Genomic DNA, 24003 nt, shown 5'->3' on the forward strand with positions numbered 1-24003 from the left:
GGTCAGGGCCCGCCCGAGGCGTCCAGGTCGGCCAGCCGGTCGTGCAGCGGCACGAACAGCGCCGACGGTGCGGCGATCACCAGGTCGGGCCCGGCCGGCCGGCCGCCCAGCCCGCCGACCCGCAGCCCGGCCTCGGCAGCGACCAGCGCCCCGGCCGCCTGGTCCCAGGCGGCCAGCCCCTTCTCGTAGTACGCGTCCACCCGGCCCTCGGCGGCCAGGCAGAGGTCCAGCGCGGCGGCGCCCTGCCGGCGAATGTCCCGCACGTGCGGGATCAGCTCCGCGAGCACCCGGGCCTGGTGCGACCGCCGCCTCGGGTCGTAGCCGAACCCGGTGGCGACCAGCGCCTGGCCGAGGTCGGTCTCGGTCGAGCAGCGCAGCCGCTCCCCCGCACGCCAGGCGCCGCCGCCGACGGTGGCCGTCCACTCCTCGCCCGTGAACAGGTTGCGCACCACCCCGGCGACCACCTCGCCGTCGACCTCGGCGGCCAGCGAGACCGCGCAGTACGGCAGCCCGTACAGGTAGTTGACGGTGCCGTCGATCGGGTCGACGATCCATCGCACCCCGCTGCTCGCCTCGCCGGCCGCGCCCCCGCCGTACTCCTCGCCGAGCACCGCATCGTCGGGGCGGAGCGTGGCCAGCGTGTCGAGGACCTGCCGCTCGACCGCCCGGTCGGCGGCGGTGACCACGTCGGTGACGGTGGACTTGGTCGCGGCGACGAAGACCCCCTCGGCGCGCATCCGGTACGCGGTGTCCGCCGCGTCCCGAGCCACGTCGATCGCGATCTTGAGAAGTTCCCCCGGCGTCGGCGTCGAACTGGTCATGGTTCGCTCCCTTCCCGCACGCCGGCCCGGGCGGATGGATGAAGTACGGGCAGAGGCCACGAAGATCAACGGTTGCCGACACCGTGTGACGTCCTGGAGGAACTGTGCCCGCTGTCCCAGATGCCAGCAACCCGAACCGCTACCAGGGCCAGGGCAACTCCTCCACCGTCGGGGACCGGGTCGCGGACGGCGCCCGGATCAAGGCCTACCGGGCCATGTCCATCGGAATGCCCGCGCCCCGGCGAGTGGTGGCGTCGAATGGTGCAAGACCTTGGTGAACGGCCACATTTTCCGACGCTCACGAATGTGCTCGAGCCCTCGATCCAGTCAACCTGGCGCACCGCTGATCGTCGGCGCGGTCACCATCCTGGGACCGGGGCCAGTTGCCGCGCCGTCGCCCACCTCGCACCTTGAGGGCAGAGTTTGACCGGCACGTCCGGTTGCAGTTGGTATTGTCCGCTAAGTGCCCAACTCCCCGTCCGTGGCGTCCGCCTCCGCCGTCGTCTCCGCCATCGCGGTCGACCCGCGACCGTTGCGCCGACCGGCAGTTCGGGCACAGCCCGCTCACCGCCGACCGCGGCAGGCGGGATCGCCCGCTTCGCGCGCCGGTATCATCCTTATGAAGTCCACATCTACGCCGAATCAGCGGTCCCAACCGCCGGTACGCAGTGCGGCGCAGGATGATCCCCGCAGACGGCGTTACAATTCACCCCTGCCCACGCGCCACGGACCGCCGACGACCGGCCGGCCCGGGACACGGGGGTCCCTCAACCAAATCGTCCGGCACCGTGTCCCGCGCTGCGCCGGACAACCCGGCCGTGCTCGCTTTTCGCCTCCGGAAGGTCATTCGTGACAGAACCCCGCCAGACCGGCGCCGACGTTCGCTCGCTCACCGACACCCTGATCGCCCACGCGCAGAGCGCCGGTGGACAGCTCACGTCGGCCCAGCTCGCGCGCACCGTCGAGTCCGCCGAGGTGACTCCGGCCCAGGCCAAGAAGATCCTGCGGGCGCTCGCGGAAGCGGGGGTGACCGTGGTCGTGGACGGCTCGGTCGGCCCCCGCCGCCGGGTCGCCGCCGCCCGGTCGGCCACCCCGGCGTCCCGTGCCACCACCGCCAAGACCACCAAGAAGGCCGCCGCGCCGGCCCAGAAGCAGGCCTCCGCCGCCGACGAGGCCGACCCGGCGCCCCGCAAGGTCGCCGCGCGCAAGGCCACCACCGAGGCGGTCGCCAAGGCGGCCGTCCCGGCGAAGGCCACGAAGTCCACCCGCGCCACCAAGGCGACCGTCGCCGCGGCCGCCGGCAAGCCCGCCGGCAAGGCCAAGGGCGAGGGCGAGATCGACCCGGAGGAACTCGCCGCCGAGATCGAGGACGTGGTGGTCGAGGAGCCGGCCGAGCTGGCCCGGGCCGCCGCGTCCGACGCCGCGAGTTCCGCCACCGACAACGACTTCGAGTGGGACGACGAGGAGTCCGAGGCGCTCAAGCAGGCGCGCCGCGACGCCGAGCTGACCGCCTCCGCCGACTCCGTCCGGGCGTACCTCAAGCAGATCGGCAAGGTGCCCCTGCTCAACGCCGAGCAGGAGGTGGAGCTCGCCAAGCGGATCGAGGCGGGCCTCTATGCCGCCGAGCGGCTACGCGCCGCCGAGGAGGGCGAGGAGAAGCTCGTCCGCGACATGGTTCGCGACCTCGGCTGGATCACCCGGGACGGCGAGCGGGCGAAGAACCACCTGCTGGAGGCCAACCTCCGGCTGGTGGTATCGCTGGCCAAGCGCTACACGGGCCGCGGGATGGCGTTCCTGGACCTGATCCAGGAGGGCAACCTGGGCCTGATCCGGGCGGTAGAGAAGTTCGACTACACCAAGGGCTACAAGTTCTCGACGTACGCCACCTGGTGGATCCGGCAGGCGATCACCCGGGCGATGGCCGACCAGGCCCGCACCATCCGCATCCCGGTGCACATGGTCGAGGTCATCAACAAGCTCGGCCGCATCCAGCGCGAGCTGCTCCAGGACCTGGGCCGCGAGCCCACCCCGGAGGAGCTGGCCAAGGAGATGGACATCACACCGGAAAAGGTGCTGGAGATCCAGCAGTACGCCCGGGAGCCCATCTCGCTCGACCAGACCATCGGTGACGAGGGCGACAGCCAGCTCGGCGACTTCATCGAGGACTCGGAGGCCGTCGTCGCGGTCGACGCCGTCTCCTTCTCGCTGTTGCAGGACCAGCTCCAGCAGGTGCTCCAGACGCTCTCCGAACGCGAGGCGGGCGTGGTCCGGCTCCGCTTCGGCCTGACCGACGGCCAGCCGCGCACGCTGGACGAGATCGGCCAGGTCTACGGGGTGACCCGGGAGCGGATCCGGCAGATCGAGTCCAAGACGATGTCGAAGCTGCGCCACCCGTCCCGTTCACAGGTGCTCCGTGACTACCTGGACTGAGCCGCCGCGTCAACCAGCCGTGTCGGTTTGATCACCAGACGTACAACACCCGATGGTGATCGGCCGGTTGCACGATTGTGATCGTTGACGTGGCACCCTTGGTGCACGGCACACTGTTGCTGCCATGTGTGACCTCGGTCCCCCGCGGGCACACAGGGAAGGCAGGGCCCGAGTTGGGTGTTGCACGATAGGTGAGCAACGACCGAAGAGATTGTTCATCGGTGACGACCAGAGGAGGAAGGCGATGACCCCGACCCTCACGCCGCCGCACGAGACGGTGGCTCCCCCAGCCGCCGATGAACGGTGCGACCGCTGCAACGCTGCCGGCAAGCTCCGTATCACTCTGGCGGGCGGGAGCGAGCTGGTGTTCTGTGGGCACCACGCGAACAAGTACGCGGAGGATCTCGTGAAGATCACCGTGCGGTACGCGACGGACCCCGAGTTCAGCTGGCGTGGCGCCGATCTCATGGCGAACTGAGACCGCATAGACCCCACACCGACATTGCCGGCCGGAGGTGCCCCACAGGGGCCCTCCGGCCGGCTTTTCGGTACTTTCCGGGCACCCGCTTCAGCCCCACCCGCCCACGGCCCCCACCGGCACCGGCGAAAGCCCTCTGCGAGGGCCGGGGGTCGGTCAGAGGGTCTGGACCGTGGCTATGCGTTCCTCCAGCTGCTCGATGGTGGCCTGGGCGCTCGGAGGGCCGCCACAGAGGCGGCGCAGTTCGGCGTGGATCTTGCCGTGCGGCAGGTTTGTGCGGTGGTGCCGGGCGGCCACCAGGGCGTTCAGCTGCCGCCGTAGCGCCACCCGACGCTGGGCTGCGCTCATCGGCGGCGGGGGTGCCACCGTGCCCACAGGGGTCGGCTCAGCGGCCCGGTCGGCGGCCCTGCGGCGCTGGGCGGCCAGCTGCTCGGTCTGCCGCTTGGTGAGCAGCAGGGAGACCTGGTCGGCGGTGAGCAGCCCGGGCAGGCCCAGGTACTCCTCCTCTTCGGGGGTGCCGGCCTGGGCGGCGGTGCCGAAGGACGCGCCGTCGAAGATCACCTGGTCCAGCTCGGCCGTGGCGGACAGCGCGGCGAAGCGCTTCTCCAGCTCCCCGCTGGCCTGGTCGTCGCGCTGCGCCCGCTCCAGCAGGTCGTCGTCGAAGCCCTCACGGTCCTTCGGCTTGCCGAGCACGTGGTCCCGCTCGGCCTCCATCTCGCTGGCCAGCCCGAGCAGGTGCGGCACGCTGGGCAGGAAGACCGACGCGGTCTCCCCGGGGCGGCGGGCCCGGACGAACCGCCCGATGGCCTGCGCGAAGTAGAGCGGCGTGCTGGCGCTGGTGGCGTAGACACCAACCGCCAGCCGGGGGATGTCGACGCCCTCGGAGACCATCCGGACCGCGACCATCCACCGCTGCCCGGACTCCGCGAACGTCGCGATCCGGGCGGATGCGCCCTGGTCGTCGGAGAGCACCACCGTGGCCTTCTCGCCGGTCGTCTGCTCGATGAGGCGCGCGTACGAGCGGGCGGTCTGCTGGTCGCTGGCGATGATCAACCCGCCGGCGTCGGCCATCCCGGCGTTGCGCAGCACGGTCAGCCGGGCGTCGGCGGCCCGCAGCACCTGCGGCATCCAGTCGCCGGCCGGGTCCAGGGCGGTGCGCCAGGCCTGCGCGATCAGGTCCTGGGTCATCGGCTCGCCCAGCCGGGCGGACAGCTCGTCCCCCGCGTTGGTCCGCCACCGGGTCTCCCCCGAGTACGCCAGGAAGAGCACCGGCCGGACCACGTTGTCACGCAGCGCGTCGGAGTAGCCGTACACGACGTCGGCGCGGGAGCGGAGCAGGCCGTCGCCGCCCCGCTCGTAGGTGACGAAGGGGATCGGGTTGTCGTCGGAGCGGAACGGCGTGCCGGTCAGCATCAGCCGGCGCACGGCGGGCTCGAACGACGCCTTCACGCCGTCGCCCCAGGTCCGGGAGTCGCCGGCGTGGTGGATCTCGTCCAGGATGACCAGGGTGCGGCGGGTCATGGTGCGCCGCCGGTGCACCTGGGGCGCCATGCCGACCTGCGCATACGTGACGACGGCTCCGTGGAAGTCGGCGGAGGAGTGCAGATCGGCGTTGCGGAACGCCGAGTCGAGCTGGATGCCGATCCGGGCCGCGGCCTCGGCCCACTGGGTCTTCAGGTGCTCGGTGGGAGCGACCACGGTGACCGCCTCGACGGTGCCGTCGGCGAGCAGCTCGGCGGCGATCCGCAGGGCGAAGGTGGTCTTGCCGGCACCGGGGGTGGCGACCGCCGTGAAGTCCTCGGTACGTCGTCGCAGGTACTCCACCAGCGCCTTGCGCTGCCAGGCGCGCAGTGGTGGAAACGTCTCGAGCGCCGGCGTCCGGGCTGCCACGCGTCAGGCTCCTCTCCGACCGCCACGACGGCGGACCCCGGCCGAGGGCCACGAGTACCGCCGCCCATGAAAAGGCCCTCGCGCATCGGTTGCCGCGAAGGCCGAGTCAGCATAACCAGCGCGGGCCGGTCGGCCCAGGCGACGCCACGCTGGTCACATCCGCACCGCTCGCCACCCCACCGAGGGCGTCCCCGTCGTCACCGTGGGTCACAGGTGTGGGTCGCGGGTGCCGGTGCGGGGCGGGCGGAGTGTGGCCACCGGGGCGGACCAGCGCCGCCGCAGCGCCATCAGACGCAGCGCGAAGACGAACACCGCCGCGGCGGTCAGCCCGGCAGCGCCGGCGTTCCCGGACGCGTGGAGCGCCGCCACGGCGATCGAGCCGGCGAGGGCCGCCACCGCGTAGATCTCCCGGCGCAGCACCACGGGGATCTCGCCGGTGAGCAGGTCCCGGGCGAGCCCGCCGCCGATGGCGGTGAGCATGCCGATGAGGCAGGCCCCGACCGGCGGGACCTGGGCGTCGAGCGCCTTGAGGGTGCCGGTGACGGTGAACAGCCCGAGGCCGGCGGCGTCGAGGACCAACACGGTGGTGCGCAGCCGGGCGAACTGGGGGTGCAGCCAGAACACGGCGGCGGCGGCGACCGCGGCGGTGGCGGCGTACCGCCAGTCGGCGAAGGCCAGCGGGGGCGCCTCGTCGATGACCAGGTCGCGGAAGATCCCGCCGCCGAGCGCGGCGACGAAGCCGACGAAGGCGACGCCGAACAGGTCGAGCCGCTTGACCACCGCTGCGGAGGCACCGGAGGCGGCGAAGACCGCCACCCCGGTCAGATCGGCGAGGAGCAGTGCGGTGGAGGTGGTCACCGACGAAGGTTACGTGGGCGGCCGGCCCGGCCGCCCACGGTCACTCGCGCCAGGATTCGTAGATCTCCTTGCACTTCGGGCAGACCGGCGAGCCCGGTTTGGCCGCCTTGGTCACCGGAAACTTCTCCCCGCACAGTGCGACGACGAAGGTGCCCATGACGGCACTTTCGGCGATCTTCTCCTTGCGGACGTAGTGGAACATCTCGGGACCGGTGTCGGCGTCCTTCAGTTCCGGACGCTCAAGAACCTCTGTGCTCACGACTGCACCTCCAACTTTCCAGTTTGACAGGTCCGCCTGACCGGGTCCACCGCAGGCCACCCGCGCGAGAGCCCGTAACGTAGTAGACGTGAATAACTTCCACGTTCATCTCGGCACCGAGGTAGCAAATGCCCTGCGTGAGCATCGCCCGGTCGTCGCCCTGGAGAGCACCATTGTGTCGCACGGCCTTCCCCGGCCGGACAACCTGCGGGTAGCCCGCGAGATCGAACAAACGGTACGCGACGCCGGCGCTGTCCCGGCGACCATCGGCATGGTCGCCGGCCAGCTGGTGGTGGGGCTGGACGACGAGGAGCTGACCCGGCTCGCCACCGTCGACGGGGTGAGCAAGCTCTCCGTCCGCGACCTGGCGGTGGCCGCCGCGACCGGGGCGGACGGAGCCACCACGGTAGCCGCCACCAGCGCGGTGGCCGCCGCCGCGGGAATCGGGGTCTTCGCCACCGGCGGGCTGGGCGGGGTGCACCGGGAGGCCGCGCACACCTTCGACGAGTCCGCCGACCTGGGCACCCTGGCCCGGACCCCGATCGCGGTGGTCTGCGCCGGGGTCAAGTCGATCCTCGACGTGGGGGCCACCCTGGAGCGGCTGGAGACCCTCGGCGTCGCCGTCGTCGGCTACCGCACCCGGCGGTTCCCCGGCTTCTACCTCACCGACGCCGGGTTCGACCTGGACTGGTCGGTCGACTCACCGGAGCAGGTCGCCGACGTGCTGGCAGCCCGGGTCGGGCACGGCGTGCACTCCGGCGGCCTGCTCGTGGCCAACCCGCTCCCGGTCGACGAGCAGCTCGACCCGGCCCTGCACGACCGGACGCTCACCGAGGGCCTGGCCCTGCTGGAGCGCGACGGGGTGACCGGCAAGGCCGTGACGCCGTACCTGCTGGCCCACTTCCACTCCGCGACCGCCGGCGCCAGCCTCGCGGTGAACGTGCGGATCATCCTGCGCAACGCCGACCTCGCCGCCCGGATCGCGGTCGCCGCGGCGCACCGCAGGGACTCCGCCGCATGACCGCTCCGTCCCGCGTCGTCGTCGTCGGGGACCTGATCACCGACGTGGTCGCGGTGCTCGGCGGGCCGCTGGCGACCGGCTCGGACACCCCGGCCGCCATCCGGGTCGGCGGCGGCGGGCAGGCGGCCAACACCGCCGCCTGGCTCGCCGCCCAGGACGTCCCGGTGACCATGGTCGGCGCGGTCGGGGACGACGACGCGGGACGCGACCGGGTGGGCGAGCTGGAGCGCGCGGGCGTGGACTGCGCGGTCGAGCGGCACCCGGGCCGTGCCACCGGCACCGTCATCGTGCTCACCGGCGACGGGGAGCGCACGATGGTCACCGAGCGGGGCGCGAACCTGTGGCTCACCGCCGGGCACGTGGAACGGGCCCTGGCCGGGGCGCCGGACGCGCGGCACCTGCACCTGTCCGCGTACACCCTGCTCGACGACGGATCGCGCGGGGCCGGGTTGCGCGCGCTGGCCGCAGCGCGCGAGCTCGGGCTCAGCATCAGCGTCGACGCGGCATCCGCGGCGCCGCTGCGGCGGGTCGGCGCGGCGGCCTTCCTGGCCTGGGTACGCGACGTCGACCTGCTCCTGGTCAACGCCGACGAGGCGGCCGTGCTGGCCGGCGGGCTGGACCCGGCGGCGCAGGCCAGGGCACTGTCGGCGACGGCGAGGCGGGTGGTGGTCAAGCGGGGCGCGGCCGGGGCGGTCTGGGCCGACCGGACGGCGACGGTCAGCGTCGCCCCGGCGCGGCGGGTGGCCGTGGCCGACGTCACCGGGGCCGGGGATGCCTTCGCCGCCGGGCTGCTGTCCGCCTGGCTGACCGGGGCCAACCCCCGGGAGGCGCTGGACCGGGCCGGCGACCTCGGCGCGCTGGCCGTCTCCACGGTCGGAGCCCGACCCGCCTCCTGACCCGGACGCGCCGGGCCGGGCCGGTCAGGGCTCGGCGTCGATGATCTTGTACGGACGCTCGTCGGCGGTCAGGCTCATCGGCGGGGTCTCGTCCCGGTTGCGGGGGTGGAACCGGTTGGCCAGCCGGTGCTGCTCCTTCGGCGGCCGGTCGTTGGCCAGCAGCACCGCCAGCCACGGGATGAGCACCATCCCGAGGCCACACAGCGGCAACCAGAGCCAGAGCATGGGGGCCTGCGCGCCGACCAGGATCGCGCCGACGATCACGCACGCCACCCGGATGGCCATCATCACGATGTAGCGCCGCTGCCTGCTGTTGAGCTGATCGCCCTGACTGCGGGCCGCGTCGGTGATCAGGATCGGTTCGTACGCCTGACGCTTCACCACGGACCTCCAAGAGGGACTGCCCCCATCCTGTCACTCCCGACCGGTGATCAGCGAAAATCGGCTCTTTCCGGCACGTGTTACGCGCGTGGTACGCTCCGCCTCGTGGGCAGCCGGTTCAGCTTCACCGACGAGGCGCTGGCCAACCTGCGCGTCTACGGCGTCACGCCCGGCGAGGTCTGGGAGGCGCTGCACAGCCCACGCCGGGTCATCCGGCATCTCGGCGACGACGTGATGGTGGTCTACGCCGCGGCCCGCCACGGGCGGCGGCTGGCGGTGCTGCTCGCCGAGGCCGACGGCGCCGACAACGACTGGGACGTCCTGTCCGCCCGGGAGCTGAGCGACATCGAGGCCAAGCGCTACGACGAGGCCGTTCGCAGATCCCGTCGATGAGGAGGCGTGGCGATGAACCGTAACGACGCGACCAGACAGTTCCACAGCGGCGACGACCGGCTCGCCGAGCTGATCGACTCCAGCCAGCCGGTGGAGCTGCCCGCCCCCGACACCGACGTGCCGATGGTCAGCCGCTCGGTGCGGCTGCCGCTGGAGACGTACGAGCGGGTGCGGGCCGCCGCCGACGCCCGCGGTATCGGGGTGACCACCCTGATGCGGCAGTGGATCGAGGCCGGCCTGACCGAGCTGGACGACTCGGCGACGGTCTCGCTGGCCGACGTCCGGCGCGCCCTCGCCGCGCTCTCCCGGCCCACCGCCGCCTGAGTCGTCCGTCGCCGCGCCTCAGCCCATGAGCTGCCCGAACGCGGCACGCTCCGCGTCGCGCACGTACGTCCGCCCGGATGGGTACGTCAGCGTGGCGTGCAGGTCGCAGTCGCCCCGGTAGAACCACTCGACGTACGGCACGTCGGGCTGCGCCCGCAGGTGGGCCATGTTGTCCCGCATGGCCTGCGCGCAGACGGCCCCGTCCGGGTCGTACGGCGTCCCGTCGTCGAGGGTGGGCTTGCGCCTGATCCCCCACTCCGGGACCACCAGCGGCCTGCCGACCCGCCTCGCCTGGGCGAGCGCGAACTCGTTGCGCTCGACCGGGGTGCGGTACCGCTCGTAGCCGGTGTCGTAGATGTCGAACCCCACCGCGTCCACCCCGGGGTAGCTGGCGACCACCCCGAAGTCGGCCCACCAGGACGCCTGCCGTCGGGCCGCGTACTCGGTGAACACCGGCACCAGCCAGACCTCGCGACGGCGGGGGTGCCCGGCGAGCGCGCCGACCAGTTCCTGCCACTGCTGCCGGAACGCCGCCGGGGCCGGGTCGCCCCCGGACTGCTGCTCCGGCTCGTGGTCGAGCGTCACCAGGTCCACCACCCGGCGGCGGCCGGCCGGCCGGGCCGAGAGCCAGTCGCGGACGGCCGCCGCCGAGGTGCCGGCGGTCCAGTCCTTGAAGCTGTAGTGCAGCGGGCAGTCGGCGGGCACCTGGGCGAGCAGTCCCGACCAGGGCTCCAGGCCGACGCCGGGGCCGGAGTAGAGCCGCACCGTCCTCGGGTGCGGGTACCGGGCGAGCATCGCCTGGATCGCGGCGACCGAACTCTCCGGAGGTGTCCAGCCCAGGGCCGTCGGAGCCGCCACCCTGACCGCCGTGCTGAAGGTGGTGGTGTTGCCCCCCGCGTCCGCCACCCGCGCGGTCAGGGTGACCGTACGGGTGAACATCAGACCCGGACCGAGAAGCGACCGGACGCCGCCGGGTCGACGACGATCGTCACGGCCGGATCGGTCGTGGTCAACTCGAACCTCAGCGGGTCGCCGACGGTCAGCGTGGTGGTGGCGGTCGCCACGTGCCCGGCCACGTCGGTGACCTTCCCGGTCACGGTGACCGTACGGGCGTCCGGGTCGTAGGCGTCGATCACCACCTGGGCGGTCTGGCCGGGCTGGAGCGTGCCGGGGGTCGCGGTGATCGACCGGATGACGGGATTGGCCATGATGCCCTCCGGGGGCGGCTGCGGGCCTGAGCCCAGGCGATCGGGATCAGCCGCGGGCCGCCCACCCTTACCGGTGGACGCACCCGATCGGCAGGCCCGTGCCGTCGCGCGCCGGACGACCACCCGCTGCGCCGTTGCGGCGGGATGGGCGTCGCCCGATACCCGCTGCTCTGGTTGCAGAATGCCACGTCAGCGGCGCTACGGGTAGCCACCGACGGGACGAGACCCACGCCGACCCCGCCCGTCCACCGTCGTACGGGCGGCGGGCCCGGTGGGCGGGTCGCGTCAGCCCTTCGCGGCCTTCGCCTCCGCCTTCATCCGCTGCTTGTACTCCCGCACCCGGCGCAGCGACTCCGGGTCGGTGACGTCGGCGACCGACCGGTACGCGTCGGCGTCGCCGTACCCGCCGGCCGCCTCGCGCCAGCCGTCCGGGGTGACGCCGAACCGCTTGCCGAGCAGGGCGAGGAAGATCTGCGCCTTCTGTCGGCCGAACCCGGGCAGCCCGGCGATCCGGGCCAGCAGCTCCCGCCCGTCGGCGGCGTCGGCCCAGAGCCGGGCGGCGTCCCCGTCGTACCGGTCCACCAGGGTTCGGCACACCTCCTGCACCCGGGCCGCCATCGCCTTCGGGAACCGGTGCAGGGCCGGTGGCCGGGCGAAGAGCGCCACCAACTCGTCCGGGTCGTACCCGGCCAGCTCGCGGGCATCCGGCTCGTGCCCGAGCCGCTGCGCCAGCACGTACGGCGAGGAGAACGCCTTTTCCATGGGGATCTGCTGGTCGAGCACCATGCCGAGCAGCAGGGCCAGCGGGCTGCGCTCCAGCAGCCGGTTGGCCTCAGGGTCGATGGGGAGCGAAACCGTCATGCCGTCCATCCTCCCCGCCACCGGCCCGGGGCCGACGGCGACTCCCCGGGGCCCGCGGCGTGGGGTCCGCGCCGAGCCCCCGCTCCCCGGCGGGCGGATTTGCGGGCGGCGGTGACGGGTCGCCCGGGCACGGAGGGCAGGATGGCAACGTGGACGAACACGACATGCTGCTCTCCCCCGCCGGCGTCGACGCGCTCCGGACGGCGCTGACCCGCGCCGCGTACACCTCGAACGGGATCGCCGACCGGCTCGGCCCGCAGGCCACCGGCGGGGCGGCCCGCAACGACTTCCGGGCCGCGCTGCGGGCCACCGAGGACCGTGACCCGCTCGGCACGCTGATCCGGGTGTTCATCTGCGACCAGACCGAGCCGGAGGCCGCGGTGGCCGCCGCGCTCGCCCCGCTGACCGTGGATGAGGCGCTGGTCGGGGGCCTGGTCGAGCGGCACGGCGACGGCCTGCGCGCCGGCGTGGACCTGGAGCCCTACGGGGACGACTGGTGGGTCCTCGCCGACCTGCCGGCCAATTCCCGGCCGGGCCGGCCGCTGCACTCCGAGCACGTGCTCGGCATCGGCGGGGCGACCCAGACGCTGATCGGGGCGGCCGTGCGGCGGCCCGTGGAGACCGCGCTGGACCTGGGCACCGGCTCCGGGGTGCAGGCGCTGCACCTGTCGGAGCACGCCCGCCGGGTCACCGCCACCGACCTCTCGCGGCGGGCGCTGCGCTTCGCCGCCACCACCGCCGCGCTCAACGGCCAGGACTGGGAGCTGCTACGCGGCGACATGGTCGCCCCGGTGGCCGGGCGCCGGTTCGACCTGGTGGTCAGCAACCCACCGTTCGTGGTGGGCCCCGGCACCACCACCCACGTCTACCGGGACTCCGGCCGGGCGGGCGACGCGATCGGGTCCGAACTGGCCGCCGCCGCCCCGGGCCTGCTCACCGAGGGCGGCACCATGCAGTACCTCGCCAACTGGGTGCACGTGACGGGCGAGGACTGGGGCGAGCGGGTGGCCGGCTGGTTCGCCGGCACCGGCCTGGACGCCTGGGTGATCCAGCGCGAGGTCGCCGACCCGATGGCGTACGTGAACCTGTGGCTGACCGACGTCGGCGAGGCCGCCGACCCGCACCGGATGGCTGCCTGGCTGGACTGGTTCGACGCGCACAAGGTGGAGGCGGTCGGCTTCGGCATCGTCTCGCTGCGCCGCGCCGGGCACGCCGACCCGGCGGTTCGGGTGGAGGACCTGCGGCAGCGGGTGGAGCCGCCGATGGGCGACCGGATCGCCGCCTGGTTCGACCGCCAGGACTGGCTGCGAGCACGTGACGCCGAGGGGCTGCTCGCCGAGCGCTACCGGGCTGCCGACGGGCTCCAGCTCCGCCAGGAGGCCACCATGGGCGACGAGGGCTGGGCCGTGGACCGGCAGGTCCTCGCCATGCCGCACGGGCTGCGCTGGACCGAGGAGGTCGACCCGCTGGTGCTGGCCCTGGTCGGCGGCGCGGACGGTCGGTTGCCGCTGCGTGACCAGCTCGCGCTGCTCGCCGCCGCGCACGACGTGGCGCCGGAGGAACTGGCCGGCTCGGCCGGCCCGATCGTGGCGCACCTGGTGGAGCGCGGCATCATCGAGCCGGTCACCGCCTGATGCGGGCGGTGGTGCAGACGGTCGGCCGGGCCAGCGTCACGGTCGACGGCGAGGTCGTCGGCGAGGTCACCGACGGGCTGCTGGTGCTGCTCGGGGTGACCCACACCGACACCCCGGAGACCGCGCGGACCATGGCCCGGAAGGTCCACGAGCTGCGCATCCTGGACGACGAGCGCAGCGCGGCGGACACCGGCGCCGGCATCCTGGTGGTCAGCCAGTTCACCCTCTACGGCGACGCCCGCCGGGGCCGCCGGCCGAGCTGGACCGCCGCCGCCCCGGCAGAGCTGGCGGAACCCCTGGTAACGACGGTCGTCGAGGCGCTGCGCGAGCGCGGCGCCCCGGTAGCGACGGGCCGATTCCGCACCCACATGCTGGTGGAGAGCGTCAACGTCGGCCCCCGCACCCTCCTCCTGGACCTCTGACCCCACCCCGTTGATCAAGAGGTTTGCGTCCGGAGCCCGGCCCCTGACGCAAACCTCTTGGTCAACTGTGCCGTGCCGGGCCAGGGCCGGGGCCGTCCGCAGGGGGAGGGGTCAGAAGAACAGGCCACGGCGTTGGACGGACTGGCGGAGCCAGCCGTCGAGCTGGGCGGCCCAGTCCGTGTTGTGTGCCGTGGCGTGGGGGACGGTGAAACGACCGAACGCGTCCCGGCCCTCGGTGAGGACGCCGCCCCGCTTGTCGATCTCCAGCACCACCTGCACCTGCTGCGGGTCGGTGACGAAGGTGACCTCCAGCTGGTTGATCGCCCGGGCGTACTGGGGCGCCGGGTAGAACTCGATCTCCTGGTAGAACGGCAGGGTCTGCCGTACCCCGTAGATGTGGCCCCGCTCGTTGTCGGCGCGGGCGAACCGGAAGCCCAGCCGCAGCAACGCCTCCAGCAGCGCCTCCTGGGCCGGCAGCGGATGCACCGCCACCGCGTCCAGGTCGCCCTTGTCCACCGCGCGGGCCACCTCCAGCTCGGTGCGCAGCCCCATCGTCATCCCGTGCAGGTGCTGCCCGTACAGCTCGGTCAGCGGCGTCTCCCACGGCACGTCGAAGCGGAAGGGCACGTCGTAGCGCTGCCCCGGCTCCAGCCGGAACGCCCCCGTCAGTTGGCGGCGCTGGAACTCCTGGGTGGTCTCGTAGTCGTTGTCACCGCTCTCCACCTCCACCCGGGTGACCAGGCCCAGCGCGACATACTCGACGTCCACCGGGTGCTCGCCGCCGGCCACGTGGACGGTGCCCTCCAACTGCCCGCCGGGGCGGCAGTTCGGGTTCGCCAGGATCGTCTCCACCGACGGGCCGCCCACGCCCATCGCCTGCATGAGCCGCTTGAAGACCACGACACGCTCCAGTCTCTCGATGGTCGATCGCCGCCGCGGCGACCGACCGGGTGACCGGCCAGGACGGCCGACCGCTGGCACGGTAGCCGGGGTCGGCAAGCCACGGAGGCGCGGACACCCCTATTATCCGTTTATCCGTGTCGGTTCCCCGATCGCCTCACTCCCGTTTCACGCCCGACTTGCCAGAGTGTGTGTCACCGGCGCCACTGGGCCGGTGAGACGGCACCGACGTGGACACGGGGAGAACAGAGATGGTCCTGCAGATGACCGAGAACCAGATCGGCCCGGCCGTCACCATCGACGCCGCGCTCGGCACCGACACCCTGACCGACCTGGACGCCACCGACGAGCGCGGCATCTCCACGGACCTGGTCCGGGCCTACCTCAACGGCATCGGGCGCACCAAGCTGCTCACCGCCGCGCAGGAGGTCGAGCTGTCCCGCCGGATCGAGGCCGGGCTCTTCGCCGAGGAGAAGCTGGCGACCTGCACCCCGGTGTCCACGGAGCTGCGATCCGACCTGGAGCTGATCGTCGCCGAGGGCCGCGCGGCCAAGGACCACCTGCTCGAGGCGAACCTGCGCCTCGTCGTCAGCATCGCCAAGCGGTACACCGGCCGGGGGATGGCGTTCCTGGACCTGATCCAGGAGGGCAACCTGGGCCTGATCCGGGCGGTAGAGAAGTTCGACTACACCAAGGGCTTCAAGTTCTCGACGTACGCCACCTGGTGGATCCGGCAGGCGATCACCCGGGCGATGGCCGACCAGGCCCGCACCATCCGCATCCCGGTGCACATGGTCGAGCAGGTCAACCGGATGGTCCGGGCCCGCCGCGAGTTGGCCGCATCGCTGGGTCGCGAACCCGTCGTCGCCGAGGTCGCCAGGGCCATGGGCGTCCCCGAGTTCCAGATCATCGAGCTGATCTCGTACGACCGGGAGCCGGTCAGCCTCGACCAGGCCGTCGGCGAGGACGGCGAGAGCGTCCTCGGCGACTTCGTCGCCGCCGTGGACCCGTCCGCCGGGCCGGGCGAGGCCGCCGCCGACGGCGAGCTGCGCAACGAGGTGCGGATCGTGCTGGCCACCCTGTCCCAGCGGGAGCAGGCCGTCATCCGGCTCCGGTTCGGCCTGGACGACGGCCGGCAGCGCACCCTGGACGAGGTGGGCAGGGAGTTCGGCCTGTCGCGGGAGCGGATCCGGCAGATCGAGAAGGTGACGCTGCTGAAGCTGCGCGACCCGGAGCGGGCCCAGCGCCTGGAGGCGTTCGCCTGCTGAGCGGTCGTGTCGCAAGGAGGGGCCCCGGCGGTTCGCCGGGGCCCCTCGCGCGTGGTGGCGCCGCCCCTCACAGCCGGCGGGGGCCGGTGTCGGGGCGGGCGCCGGCGGCGCCGGTGCGGACGGTGGCGTGCAGCACGGAGACTCCGTCCGGGCGGGCCAGCACCGGGTTGAGGGTGAGCGAGCGGACCCGGGGCTGCTCGTCGGCGAGCCGACCGACCCGCAGCAGCAGCTCCACCAGAGCCGCCCGGTCCACCGGGGCGGCCCCGCGGTGCCCGCGCAGCAGCGGCGCGGCCCGGGGCGTGTCGACCAGCTCGGCGGCGTCGGAGTCGGTCAGCGGCACCGCCCGCCAGGCCCGGTCACCGAGCAGTTCGGTGGCGACGCCACCGAGTCCGAACCCGACCACCGGCCCGAACGCCGGGTCCTCCACCAGCTCCACCACGCAGGGCACTCCGGGCGGGACCATCGCCTGCACCAGGACGTCCGCGCCGAAGGCCGCGGCCATTTCCGCGTACGCCCGGCGGACGGCCTGCTCGTCGGCCAGGTCGAGGCGGACCGCGCCGAGGTCGAGGCGGTGCCGCAGCCCGGCCGCGGCGGCCTTCAGCGCCACCGGCCAGCCGAGCGCCCCGGCGGCGGCCACCGCTTCGTCAGCCGAGCGCGCCGGCACGGAGGGCGCCACGTCGATCCCGTACGCGCCGAGCAGCCCGGCCGGATCGGCGCCGTCGGCCCGCAGCGCGGCCTGGGCGGCGGCGGGGTCGATCCGGGGCAGGTCGGGCAGCACGCCGGGTGGGCGACGCAGCCAGTCGGCGTACGTGGCGAGCCGGCCCAAAGCGCGCACCGCCTCCTCCACGCTCGGGTACGCCGGCACCCCGGCCGGGGGCCGCCCGGCGAGGAACGTGGCCACCACCGGCCGACCGGCGCCGAACGCACCGGGCAGAGCTGCGGCGAAGTCGGCCTCGGGGTCGGTGAGCTGCCCGGGCAGCGGCGGAGCGAAGACCGCGACGAGGGCGTCCACCCCGTCGTCGGCGGCGGCGACGCCGAGCGCGGCGGCGAACTCGGCCGCCCCGGCCTGGGGCCCCACGTCGGACGGGTACCCGGCGGCCACGGTCAGCCCCTGCGCGGCGCAGGCCGTGGCGGCCAGCCCGGTCAGCGCCGAGGAGTTGCCCACCACGCCGACCCGCCGGCCGGCCGGCAGCGGCTGGTGGGCCAGCAGCACGCCGACGTCGAGCAACTCGGCGACGGTGTCCACCCGGATCACCCCGGACTGGGCGAACAGGGCGCTTACCGCGACCGCGTCCGGGCCGGGGGCGTCGGCGTTCAGCCCGGGCGGGCGGGCCGGGGAGGCCAACGCCACCACCGGCTTGTCCCGGCCGATCCGCCGGGCCAGCCGGGCGAACTTGCGTGGGTTGCCGAACGTCTCCAGGTACAACATGATCACGTCGGTGCCGGGGTCGTCCTGCCAGTACTGGAGCAGGTCGTTGCCGGAGACGTCGGCCCGGTTGCCGGCCGAGACGAAGCTCGAAACGCCCAGGCCCCGCCGGTGCGCCTCGGCGAGCAGGGCCACCCCGAACGCCCCGGACTGGCTGAAGATGCCCACCCGGCCGGGTGCCGGCAGCGCCGGGGCGAGGGTCGCGTTGAGGCGCACCGCCCCGTCGGTGTTGGCCACGCCGAGGCAGTTCGGGCCGACGACCCGCATGCCGGCGGCGTGCGCCGCGCGGACCAGGGCCCGCTGGGCCGCCGCGCCCGCCGGGCCGGCCTCGGCGAAGCCGGCGGAGATCACCACCAGGCCGTGCGCGCCGGCCGCCGCCGCGTCCGCCACCACCGCGCCGACCGCCTCCGGGGCCACCGCGACCACCGCCAGGTCGATCGCCCGGCCGGCGTCGACCGCCGAGGGGTACGCGGGCAGCCCCGCCACCGTCGCCGCGCTCGGGTGCACGGGCACCACCGCCCCGGTGAACCCGCCGTCGCGCAGGTGCCCGAGCAGTGCCGCGCCGACGCCCTGGCCGGTGGCGCTGGCCCCGTACACGGCGACGCCCCGGGGGGCGAGCAGCCGGGCGATGGAGCGCGCCTCGGTGCGGTGCTCCCGGCCGCGCTGCACCTCCAGCGTCTGCTCGGTGGGAGCGATCGGGAAGCTGAGGTGCACCACGCCGTCGGCGTACTGGCGCTGGACCTGGTAGCCAAAGTCGGCGAAGACCCGCAGCATCGCCCCGTTGGCCGGGAGCACCTCGGCGACGAAGCGCACGATCCCGGCCCGCCGGGCGGCGTCGGCCAGGTGCTCCAGCAGCACCGAACCGATCCCCCGGCCCTGGTAGGCGTCCTCCACCACGAACGCGACCTCGGCCTCGGGGGCCTGCGGGCCGAGCCGCTCGTACCGGCCGACGGCGACGATCCGGTCGGCGGCCAGCACCACGAAAGCCTCCCGGTCCCGGTGGTCGACCACCACGAACCGCCGCAGGTCCCGCTCCGGGATCCGCGGGTACGGCGAGAAGTAGCGCAGGTAGCGGGTGCGCTCGGAGAACCGCGAGTGCATCGCCACGATGCCCGGCGCGTCGTCCGGACGGATCGGCCGCAGCCCGACGGTCGTGCCGTCGCTGAGCAGCACGTCCACCGGCTGGTCGACAGTGGTCACGCCTTCGGTCCCCTCCCCGGGTACGCCGCCTCAGTCGCGCGGGTCGTGCGGATCGAGCCCGAGCAGCGGGAACACCGCCTTGCGGGTGGCCGCGACGGCCCGGTCCACCGCGTTCGGCTCGCCCGTCGGCTGCCACGGCTCGTACGCCGGGTCGACGTCGTCGGTCATCCGCAAGGGCACCTCCCTGCCGGGGCGGCGCTCGGCGGCCAGCCGCCGCCAACCCGGCGGGGTGGGCGTGGCCGGGTCGATCGGGTCGCCGGTGGCCACCGCCAGCAGGTGGGTCCACGCCCGTGGCACCACCTCGACCAGGGCGTACCCGCCGCCGCCGGTGGCCACCCAGCGGCCCTCGCACAGCTCGTCGGCGAGCGCCCGCAGGGCGACGTAGGTGGCCCGCTGCCCGTCGACGGAGAGGTGCAGGTCGGCGAGAGGGTCGATCCGGTGCCCGTCGGCGCCGCACTGGGTCACGAGGATCTGCGGCCGGAACGCGCGCAGCACCGACGGCACGATCGCGTGGAACGCGCGCTGCCAGCCGGTGTCGTCGACGCCGGGCGGCAGCGGCACGTTGACGGCGCTGCCCTCCGCGCCGGGGCCGCCGGTCTCGTCGGGGAAGCCGGTGCCGGGGAACAGGGCCAGCGGGGTCTCGTGCAGGCTGACCGTGAGCACCCGGGGGTCGTGGTAGAAGATCTCCTGCACGCCGTCGCCGTGGTGCACGTCCACATCCACGTACGCGACCCGCTGCGCGCCGAGGTCGAGCAGCCGGGCGATGGCGACCGCGGGATCGTTGTAGACGCAGAAGCCGGCGGCCCGGTCCGGCATGGCGTGGTGCAGCCCCCCGGCCACGTTGACCGCGCGCCGTGCCTCGCCCCGCCAGACCGCCTCGGCGGCGGCCACGGTGGCCCCGGCGATCAGCGCACCGGACTCGTGCATCCCGTCGAAGACCGGGTTGTCGGAGGTGCCCAGCCCGTAGCCGGCGAAGAGCGGGTCCCGGGGGGCGATCCGCACCGCGTTCAGGTAGCGCGGATCGTGCACCCGGGTGAGCAGGGCGTCGTCGGCCGGCGCCGGAGCGACCAGACGGACCCCGGGCCGGTCGAGAACGCCCAGCTCGCGGGCGAGCGCGACGGTCAGCTCCACCCGTACCGGGTCGAGCGGATGGTCACCCATGTCGTAGGCGAGCAGGGCCTCGTCCCACACCACCACAGTGTCCTCGGACATGGGCCCATCGTCGCACGTGCACCGACGGCGGCCCGTCACCCGCGCTGGCTCCGCAGCCGGTGTCGGCGCGGGACCTGCGGTCAGCCGCCGGTGGCGACGGGGCGGGACGGGTCGCCGACCCAGTTGCTCCACGACCCGACGTAGAGCGCGGCGTCCGGGCGGCCGACGAGGTGCAGGGCGAGCACGGCCTGCGCGGCGGTCACCCCGGAGCCGCAGTACGCCCCGACCGGTGCGGTGTCGGCGACCCCGGCGGCGGCGAACCGGTCCCGCAGCACGGCTGCGGCGGGGAACCGCCCGTCCGGGTCGACGTACCCGCCGGCGGGCAGGTTCACCGCGCCCGGGACGTGCCCGGCGACGGGGTCGACCGGCTCGGTCTCGCCCCGGTAGCGCGCCGCGGCCCGCACGTCGAGCAGCACCCCGGAGCCGGCGGCGGCGAGCGCGGCGGCGGCACCGGTGTCCAGCACCGGCAGCTCCCCCGGCCGGACCGACACGTCGCCGGGCACCGGGGCGGGGACCTCGGTGGACACGGGCAGGCCGGCGGCCACCCAGGCCGGGAAGCCGCCGTGCAGCAGCCGCACCGGCCGGTGCCCGGCCCAGCGCAGCGTCCACCAGGCGCGGGCGCCGGCCACCCCGTCGCCGCCGTCGTACACGACGACGGGGTGACCGGCGCGGACGCCGGCGGCCCGCAGCGCGGACTGGAGGGCGGCGGGGTCGGGCAGCGGGTGCCGGCCGGCGGCACCGGGCGGCCCGCACAGCTCGGTGTCGAGGTCGACGAAGACCGCGCCGGGGAGATGGCCGGCGGCGTAGTCGTCGCGGCCGGGCGGGCCGACGAGCCGCCAGCGGACGTCGAGCAGGGTGGGCGGGTCGGCGTGGTCGAGCTCGGCGGCGAGCCGGTCGGCCTCGACCAGCGGCTCCTCGGTACCGGACATGGTGTCCAGTCAACACCATCCGGGCAGCGACCTCGCGTTTCGCCGGAGAGCCTTGTCCGGCGTCCGGGGTAGCATCGACCCTGGGAGGTCGCTGACGTGAATGACCTGGTCGACACGACCGAGATGTACCTGCGCACCATCCTCGAGCTGGAAGAGGAGGGTGTGCCGCCGCTGCGTGCCCGCATCGCCGAACGGTTGAGCCAGAGCGGCCCCACCGTCAGCCAGACCGTCGCCCGGATGGAGCGCGACGGGCTGCTCACCGTCGAGGGCGACCGGCACCTGATGCTGACCGCGCTGGGCCGCAACGCCGCCGTGTCCGTGATGCGCAAGCACCGGCTCGCCGAGCTGCTGCTGGTCAACGTCATCGGAATGCCCTACGAGGAGGCCCACGAGGAGGCCTGCCGGTGGGAGCACGTGATGAGCGACGCGGTGGAGAAGCGGGTCTACGACCTGCTCAACCGCCCGACCCGCTCGCCCTATGGCAACCTCATCCCGGGCCTGGAGGAGCTGGGCACCCCGGAGGCGCTGGCCGACGACACCGAGGGTGAGCGCAACCTGGCGTTCCCCGGGCTGTCCGGCCCGGTGGTGGTGCGGCGCATCTGCGAGAGCGTGCAGACCGACGCCGACGTGCTGCGCCAGCTGCACGCCGCCGGGGTCGACCCGGGCGCCACGGTGACCGTGGCCCAGGAGCGCGACGGCGTCTTCATCAACCGCTCCGGCGACCGGATCCGGCTGCCCCGCGAGGTCGCCTCCCGGGTGTTCGTCGCCGCCCACTGACTCCCCTGCCCTGACGCGCCCGGGTCGGCCCCGCCGCCAGCCCACCCGGGCCGGGCTCACAGCGCTCGGGTGTCGACCGTCCGCGCCAGGCCGACGAGCCGTTCCGCCAGCTCCTCCACGGCGGCGCGGGTGGCGCCCTTCGGCAGCGTCCAGCGCAACGTGGCGAGCCGGTCCTCGGCTGCCAACCAGCCGACCTCGGCGACCGGACCATGGCCGTCGGCGGCGGAGGCGGTCCGCCGGTAGCCGGCCCGGCCCAGCTTGCTGACCGCTCGGGCCCCGCCCGGCCGCACGTCAGCGGTGAAGCCCGCCACGTCGATCGAGGTGGCGCTGACGGTGAGCGCCAGTTCGGGCAGCAGCGCCTGCTCCGCGCGGACCACGCAGGTGTGCGTGTCACCGCGCGAGCTGGACGCCGCCACGTCGAACCGTTCCCCGGTGTGCTCCTCGATCACCGCGAAGTCCAGCAGCCGGCACGCGCCGCCCGAGGAGGCCGCCGGCACGTCGAGCACGACCGGTTCGGCCCGGGGCACCGCCACCGGCTCGGGGTCCTGGGCGACGCACCCCGACACGACCAGCACCGCAACGCCCGCGAGACAGATCCGGCCGCGCACGCCCCACCTCCGCCGTCCCCGGCAGGCTCCCGCCGGTTGTCGTCGGACACCGTACGGGCTGTCCGCGTCGGACGGAAGCCCTCAGTCAGGTCACGTACGGGCAGTGTCGGCAGCCGCCGGTCCGGTTCAGCCGCGCCGGGCGAACTCGGCGGCGACCCCCGCCCGGTCCGCGCCCGCCGCGAGCAGCACCCGCAGCAGCACCTTCGCCTTGTACGGGTCGAGCAGCCCTCCGTTGACCAGCCCACGCCGCTGAAGGTCGGTCTCCGACCCGGCCGCCCCGTACGTGTGCCGCAGCACCGCCCCAGCCCCGATGCGCGAGGTGAGTACCACCGGCACCCGCTCCGCCAGTTCTCCGAGCACCGGGGCGAGCGCGGGCGGGACGTGCCCGACGCCGAACCCGGCCACGACCACCCCGTCCCGGCCCCGGGACAGGCCGGTGACGAGGTCGGTGTCCTCGTCGAGGGTGACGGTGTGCAGGGCCACCCGGACCGCGTCGAGCCGGTCGGCGTCCACCCCGGGCACCGGGGGCAGCCGAGGCGGTCGGGTCAGCACCCGCACCTCCCCCTCCACGACGTGCCCGAGCGGCCCGGCGTTCGGCGAGACGAAGGCGCCGGTGCTGGTGCTGTGCGTCTTGCGGACCCAGCGGGCGGCGTGCACCTCGTCGTGACACGCGACCAGTGCCCCCAGATCACGGGCGGCCGGGGCGGCGGCCACCCGGGCCGCCGCGAGCAGATTCGCCGGGCCGTCCGCACCGGCGAGGGTGGGGTTGCGCATCGCGCCGGTGAAGACGAGCGGCTCCGGGTGTGGCCAGAGCAGGTCGGCCAGGAACACCGTCTCCTCCAGCGTGTCGGTGCCCTGGGACACCACCACGCCGGCCGCGCCGCCCGCCACCGCCGACGACGCCGCGGCGACCAGGTCCAGGATCTGCCGGTACGTGAGGTCCGCGCTGGGCACCGCCCGCGTGTCGCGTACGTCGATCGGGTGGCCGAGATCGGCGAGGCCCGGCACGGCCGCGACCAGGTCGGCCCCGGTGAGCCGGGCGACCACCCCGCCCCCGGCGGACCTGGCCATCGCGATGGTCCCGCCGAGGGTGAACAGGACGACGGTCACCGCCCGGCCTCCCCGCCGGGCCGGCGGGCCAGCAGGTACGCCTGCGGGCCGCGCTCGTACCCCTCGGGCTCGCGGAGCAGGCTGGCCTGCACGGCGAACCCGGCCCCGGCGAGCTGCGCGGCGACCCGGTCCGGCGGCAGCCAGTGCACGTCGTAGGAGACGGTGTGGCCGTACGCCTGCTCGAGGCGGATGCGCTCGTCGCCGGCCTTGAACGCGAGCAGCAGCTCACCGCCCGGGGCGAGCACCCGGTGGAACCCGGCGAGGACCCCGGGGAGCAGCTCCGGCGGCAGGTGGATGATCGAGTACCAGGCGACCAGGCCGGCGAGGCCGGCGTCTGGCAGCGGCAGGTCGGTCATCGACCCGACGGCGAAGCGCAGCCCCGGCCAGGCGTCCCGGGCGACCGCCACCATCCCCGGGGACAGGTCGAGGCCTGCGACGTCCAGCCCCAGCTCGCGCAGGTGGGCGGTGATCCGGCCGGTGCCGCAGCCGACCTCGACGACCGGCCCCGCGTCGCCGACCAGCTCGGCGAAGGTGGCCAGCATCGCCCGCTCCAGCGGCTTGCCCGCCAGCTCGCCGTGCACCAGTCGGGCGTAGTCGACCGCCACCGTGTCGTACGCGGCGCGGGTCTCCCGCAGCCAGTCCGGTTCCCCCATGACCGGCCACCCTAGTCGCCGCCGGAACCGTCGTGGGGACGCCG

General features: G+C 74.3%; 25 protein-coding genes. 10 read left to right on the top strand and 15 right to left on the bottom strand.

The genetic code is table 11. The features are described from left to right. Positions 1-2: 2 nt before the first annotated feature. Positions 3-821, bottom strand: coding sequence for an inositol monophosphatase family protein (locus ACH4T9_RS20815; RefSeq protein WP_396673339.1), 819 nt, complete (start codon positions 819-821; stop codon positions 3-5). A gap of 849 nt (positions 822-1670) precedes the next feature. On the opposite strand from ACH4T9_RS20815, the gene ACH4T9_RS20820 reads away from it, so the two are divergent. Then, on the top strand, positions 1671-3251 hold the full coding sequence (locus tag ACH4T9_RS20820) for an RNA polymerase sigma factor (RefSeq protein WP_396673340.1): 1581 nt from the start codon (positions 1671-1673) through the stop codon (positions 3249-3251). A gap of 244 nt (positions 3252-3495) precedes the next feature. Further along, positions 3496-3729: a hypothetical protein gene (locus tag ACH4T9_RS20825; RefSeq protein WP_350885194.1), complete on the top strand. Its 234-nt coding sequence runs from the start codon at positions 3496-3498 to the stop codon at positions 3727-3729. Between the two features lie 156 nt (positions 3730-3885). Here ACH4T9_RS20825 and ACH4T9_RS20830 read toward each other — a convergent pair whose 3' ends face one another. From ACH4T9_RS20830 to ACH4T9_RS20840, 3 genes are all read right to left on the bottom strand, one after another. After that, positions 3886-5619 carry a DEAD/DEAH box helicase gene (locus tag ACH4T9_RS20830; protein ID WP_396673341.1) on the bottom strand — a complete coding sequence of 578 codons (1734 nt, stop codon included), beginning with the start codon at positions 5617-5619 and terminating at the stop codon, positions 3886-3888. Positions 5620-5826: 207 nt separating this feature from the next. Continuing rightward, complete coding sequence (locus ACH4T9_RS20835) at positions 5827-6477, bottom strand: trimeric intracellular cation channel family protein (RefSeq protein ID WP_396673342.1); 651 nt, start codon at positions 6475-6477, stop codon at positions 5827-5829. 40 nt (positions 6478-6517) lie between these two features. Next, positions 6518-6736 carry a DUF3039 domain-containing protein gene (locus ACH4T9_RS20840; RefSeq protein WP_161688218.1) on the bottom strand — a complete coding sequence of 73 codons (219 nt, stop codon included), beginning with the start codon at positions 6734-6736 and terminating at the stop codon, positions 6518-6520. Positions 6737-6824: 88 nt separating this feature from the next. Here ACH4T9_RS20840 and ACH4T9_RS20845 point away from each other — a divergent pair, with 88 nt between their 5' ends. Further along, positions 6825-7757: a pseudouridine-5'-phosphate glycosidase gene (locus tag ACH4T9_RS20845; protein WP_396673343.1), complete on the top strand. Its 933-nt coding sequence runs from the start codon at positions 6825-6827 to the stop codon at positions 7755-7757. Further along, a complete protein-coding gene (locus ACH4T9_RS20850) occupies positions 7754-8653 on the top strand; it encodes a carbohydrate kinase family protein (protein ID WP_396673344.1) in 900 nt (299 codons plus the stop codon). Before ACH4T9_RS20845 ends, ACH4T9_RS20850 begins: the two co-directional genes overlap by 4 nt. A gap of 24 nt (positions 8654-8677) precedes the next feature. Here ACH4T9_RS20850 and ACH4T9_RS20855 read toward each other — a convergent pair whose 3' ends face one another. After that, positions 8678-9034, bottom strand: coding sequence for a DUF3099 domain-containing protein (locus ACH4T9_RS20855; RefSeq protein WP_396673439.1), 357 nt, complete (start codon positions 9032-9034; stop codon positions 8678-8680). A 105-nt stretch (positions 9035-9139) separates the two neighbouring features. Between ACH4T9_RS20855 and ACH4T9_RS20860 the strand changes: the two genes are divergently transcribed. Both ACH4T9_RS20860 and ACH4T9_RS20865 read left to right on the top strand, forming a co-directional pair. Next, on the top strand, positions 9140-9427 hold the full coding sequence (locus tag ACH4T9_RS20860; protein ID WP_396673345.1) for a hypothetical protein: 288 nt from the start codon (positions 9140-9142) through the stop codon (positions 9425-9427). A 12-nt stretch (positions 9428-9439) separates the two neighbouring features. Continuing rightward, on the top strand, positions 9440-9751 hold the full coding sequence (locus ACH4T9_RS20865; RefSeq protein ID WP_396673346.1) for a hypothetical protein: 312 nt from the start codon (positions 9440-9442) through the stop codon (positions 9749-9751). Positions 9752-9769: 18 nt separating this feature from the next. Here the strand turns inward: ACH4T9_RS20865 and ACH4T9_RS20870 are convergent, their stop codons facing one another. The 3 genes from ACH4T9_RS20870 to ACH4T9_RS20880 form a co-directional block, all read right to left on the bottom strand. Then, on the bottom strand, positions 9770-10690 hold the full coding sequence (locus ACH4T9_RS20870) for a hypothetical protein (protein WP_396673347.1): 921 nt from the start codon (positions 10688-10690) through the stop codon (positions 9770-9772). Next, complete coding sequence (locus tag ACH4T9_RS20875) at positions 10690-10959, bottom strand: hypothetical protein (protein WP_396673348.1); 270 nt, start codon at positions 10957-10959, stop codon at positions 10690-10692. Before ACH4T9_RS20875 ends, ACH4T9_RS20870 begins: the two co-directional genes overlap by 1 nt. Before the next feature lie 285 nt (positions 10960-11244). Beyond that, a complete protein-coding gene (locus ACH4T9_RS20880; RefSeq protein WP_396673349.1) occupies positions 11245-11829 on the bottom strand; it encodes an HhH-GPD-type base excision DNA repair protein in 585 nt (194 codons plus the stop codon). A 140-nt stretch (positions 11830-11969) separates the two neighbouring features. Between ACH4T9_RS20880 and ACH4T9_RS20885 the strand changes: the two genes are divergently transcribed. Both ACH4T9_RS20885 and dtd read left to right on the top strand, forming a co-directional pair. Then, entirely contained in the window at positions 11970-13454 is a 1485-nt protein-coding gene (locus tag ACH4T9_RS20885; RefSeq protein ID WP_396673350.1) for a methyltransferase, read from the top strand. Further along, positions 13454-13876, top strand: coding sequence for a D-aminoacyl-tRNA deacylase (gene dtd, locus ACH4T9_RS20890; protein ID WP_396673351.1), 423 nt, complete (start codon positions 13454-13456; stop codon positions 13874-13876). Before ACH4T9_RS20885 ends, dtd begins: the two co-directional genes overlap by 1 nt. Before the next feature lie 111 nt (positions 13877-13987). On the opposite strand, the gene ACH4T9_RS20895 is transcribed toward dtd, so the two are convergent. Continuing rightward, on the bottom strand, positions 13988-14776 hold the full coding sequence (locus ACH4T9_RS20895; RefSeq protein WP_350885214.1) for a sporulation protein: 789 nt from the start codon (positions 14774-14776) through the stop codon (positions 13988-13990). Positions 14777-15039: 263 nt separating this feature from the next. On the opposite strand from ACH4T9_RS20895, the gene sigB reads away from it, so the two are divergent. Further along, a complete protein-coding gene (gene sigB / locus ACH4T9_RS20900; RefSeq protein ID WP_396673440.1) occupies positions 15040-16044 on the top strand; it encodes an RNA polymerase sigma factor SigB in 1005 nt (334 codons plus the stop codon). Between the two features lie 67 nt (positions 16045-16111). Here the strand turns inward: sigB and ACH4T9_RS20905 are convergent, their stop codons facing one another. The 3 genes from ACH4T9_RS20905 to ACH4T9_RS20915 form a co-directional block, all read right to left on the bottom strand. Then, entirely contained in the window at positions 16112-18670 is a 2559-nt protein-coding gene (locus tag ACH4T9_RS20905) for a GNAT family N-acetyltransferase (protein ID WP_396673352.1), read from the bottom strand. Positions 18671-18700: 30 nt separating this feature from the next. Then, a complete protein-coding gene (locus ACH4T9_RS20910; RefSeq protein WP_396673353.1) occupies positions 18701-19882 on the bottom strand; it encodes an acetoin utilization protein AcuC in 1182 nt (393 codons plus the stop codon). Positions 19883-19962: 80 nt separating this feature from the next. After that, positions 19963-20811, bottom strand: coding sequence for a sulfurtransferase (locus ACH4T9_RS20915; RefSeq protein ID WP_396673354.1), 849 nt, complete (start codon positions 20809-20811; stop codon positions 19963-19965). A gap of 96 nt (positions 20812-20907) precedes the next feature. On the opposite strand from ACH4T9_RS20915, the gene ACH4T9_RS20920 reads away from it, so the two are divergent. Beyond that, a complete protein-coding gene (locus ACH4T9_RS20920) occupies positions 20908-21588 on the top strand; it encodes a metal-dependent transcriptional regulator (protein WP_396673355.1) in 681 nt (226 codons plus the stop codon). A 56-nt stretch (positions 21589-21644) separates the two neighbouring features. Here ACH4T9_RS20920 and ACH4T9_RS20925 read toward each other — a convergent pair whose 3' ends face one another. The 3 genes from ACH4T9_RS20925 to ACH4T9_RS20935 all read right to left on the bottom strand — a co-directional run bounded on the left by ACH4T9_RS20925 (position 21645) and on the right by ACH4T9_RS20935 (position 23959). Further along, positions 21645-22196 (bottom strand): hypothetical protein, encoded by a 552-nt coding sequence (locus tag ACH4T9_RS20925; RefSeq protein ID WP_396673356.1) that lies wholly within the window; start codon positions 22194-22196, stop codon positions 21645-21647. Between the two features lie 126 nt (positions 22197-22322). Beyond that, entirely contained in the window at positions 22323-23306 is a 984-nt protein-coding gene (locus ACH4T9_RS20930) for an asparaginase domain-containing protein (RefSeq protein WP_396673357.1), read from the bottom strand. Further along, a complete protein-coding gene (locus tag ACH4T9_RS20935) occupies positions 23303-23959 on the bottom strand; it encodes a class I SAM-dependent DNA methyltransferase (RefSeq protein WP_396673358.1) in 657 nt (218 codons plus the stop codon). The genes ACH4T9_RS20930 and ACH4T9_RS20935 overlap by 4 nt, the downstream gene beginning before the upstream one ends. Positions 23960-24003 lie beyond the last annotated feature (44 nt).

The organism is Micromonospora sp. NPDC020750 (assembly GCF_044334565.1).
Lineage (GTDB): Bacteria > Actinomycetota > Actinomycetes > Mycobacteriales > Micromonosporaceae > Micromonospora.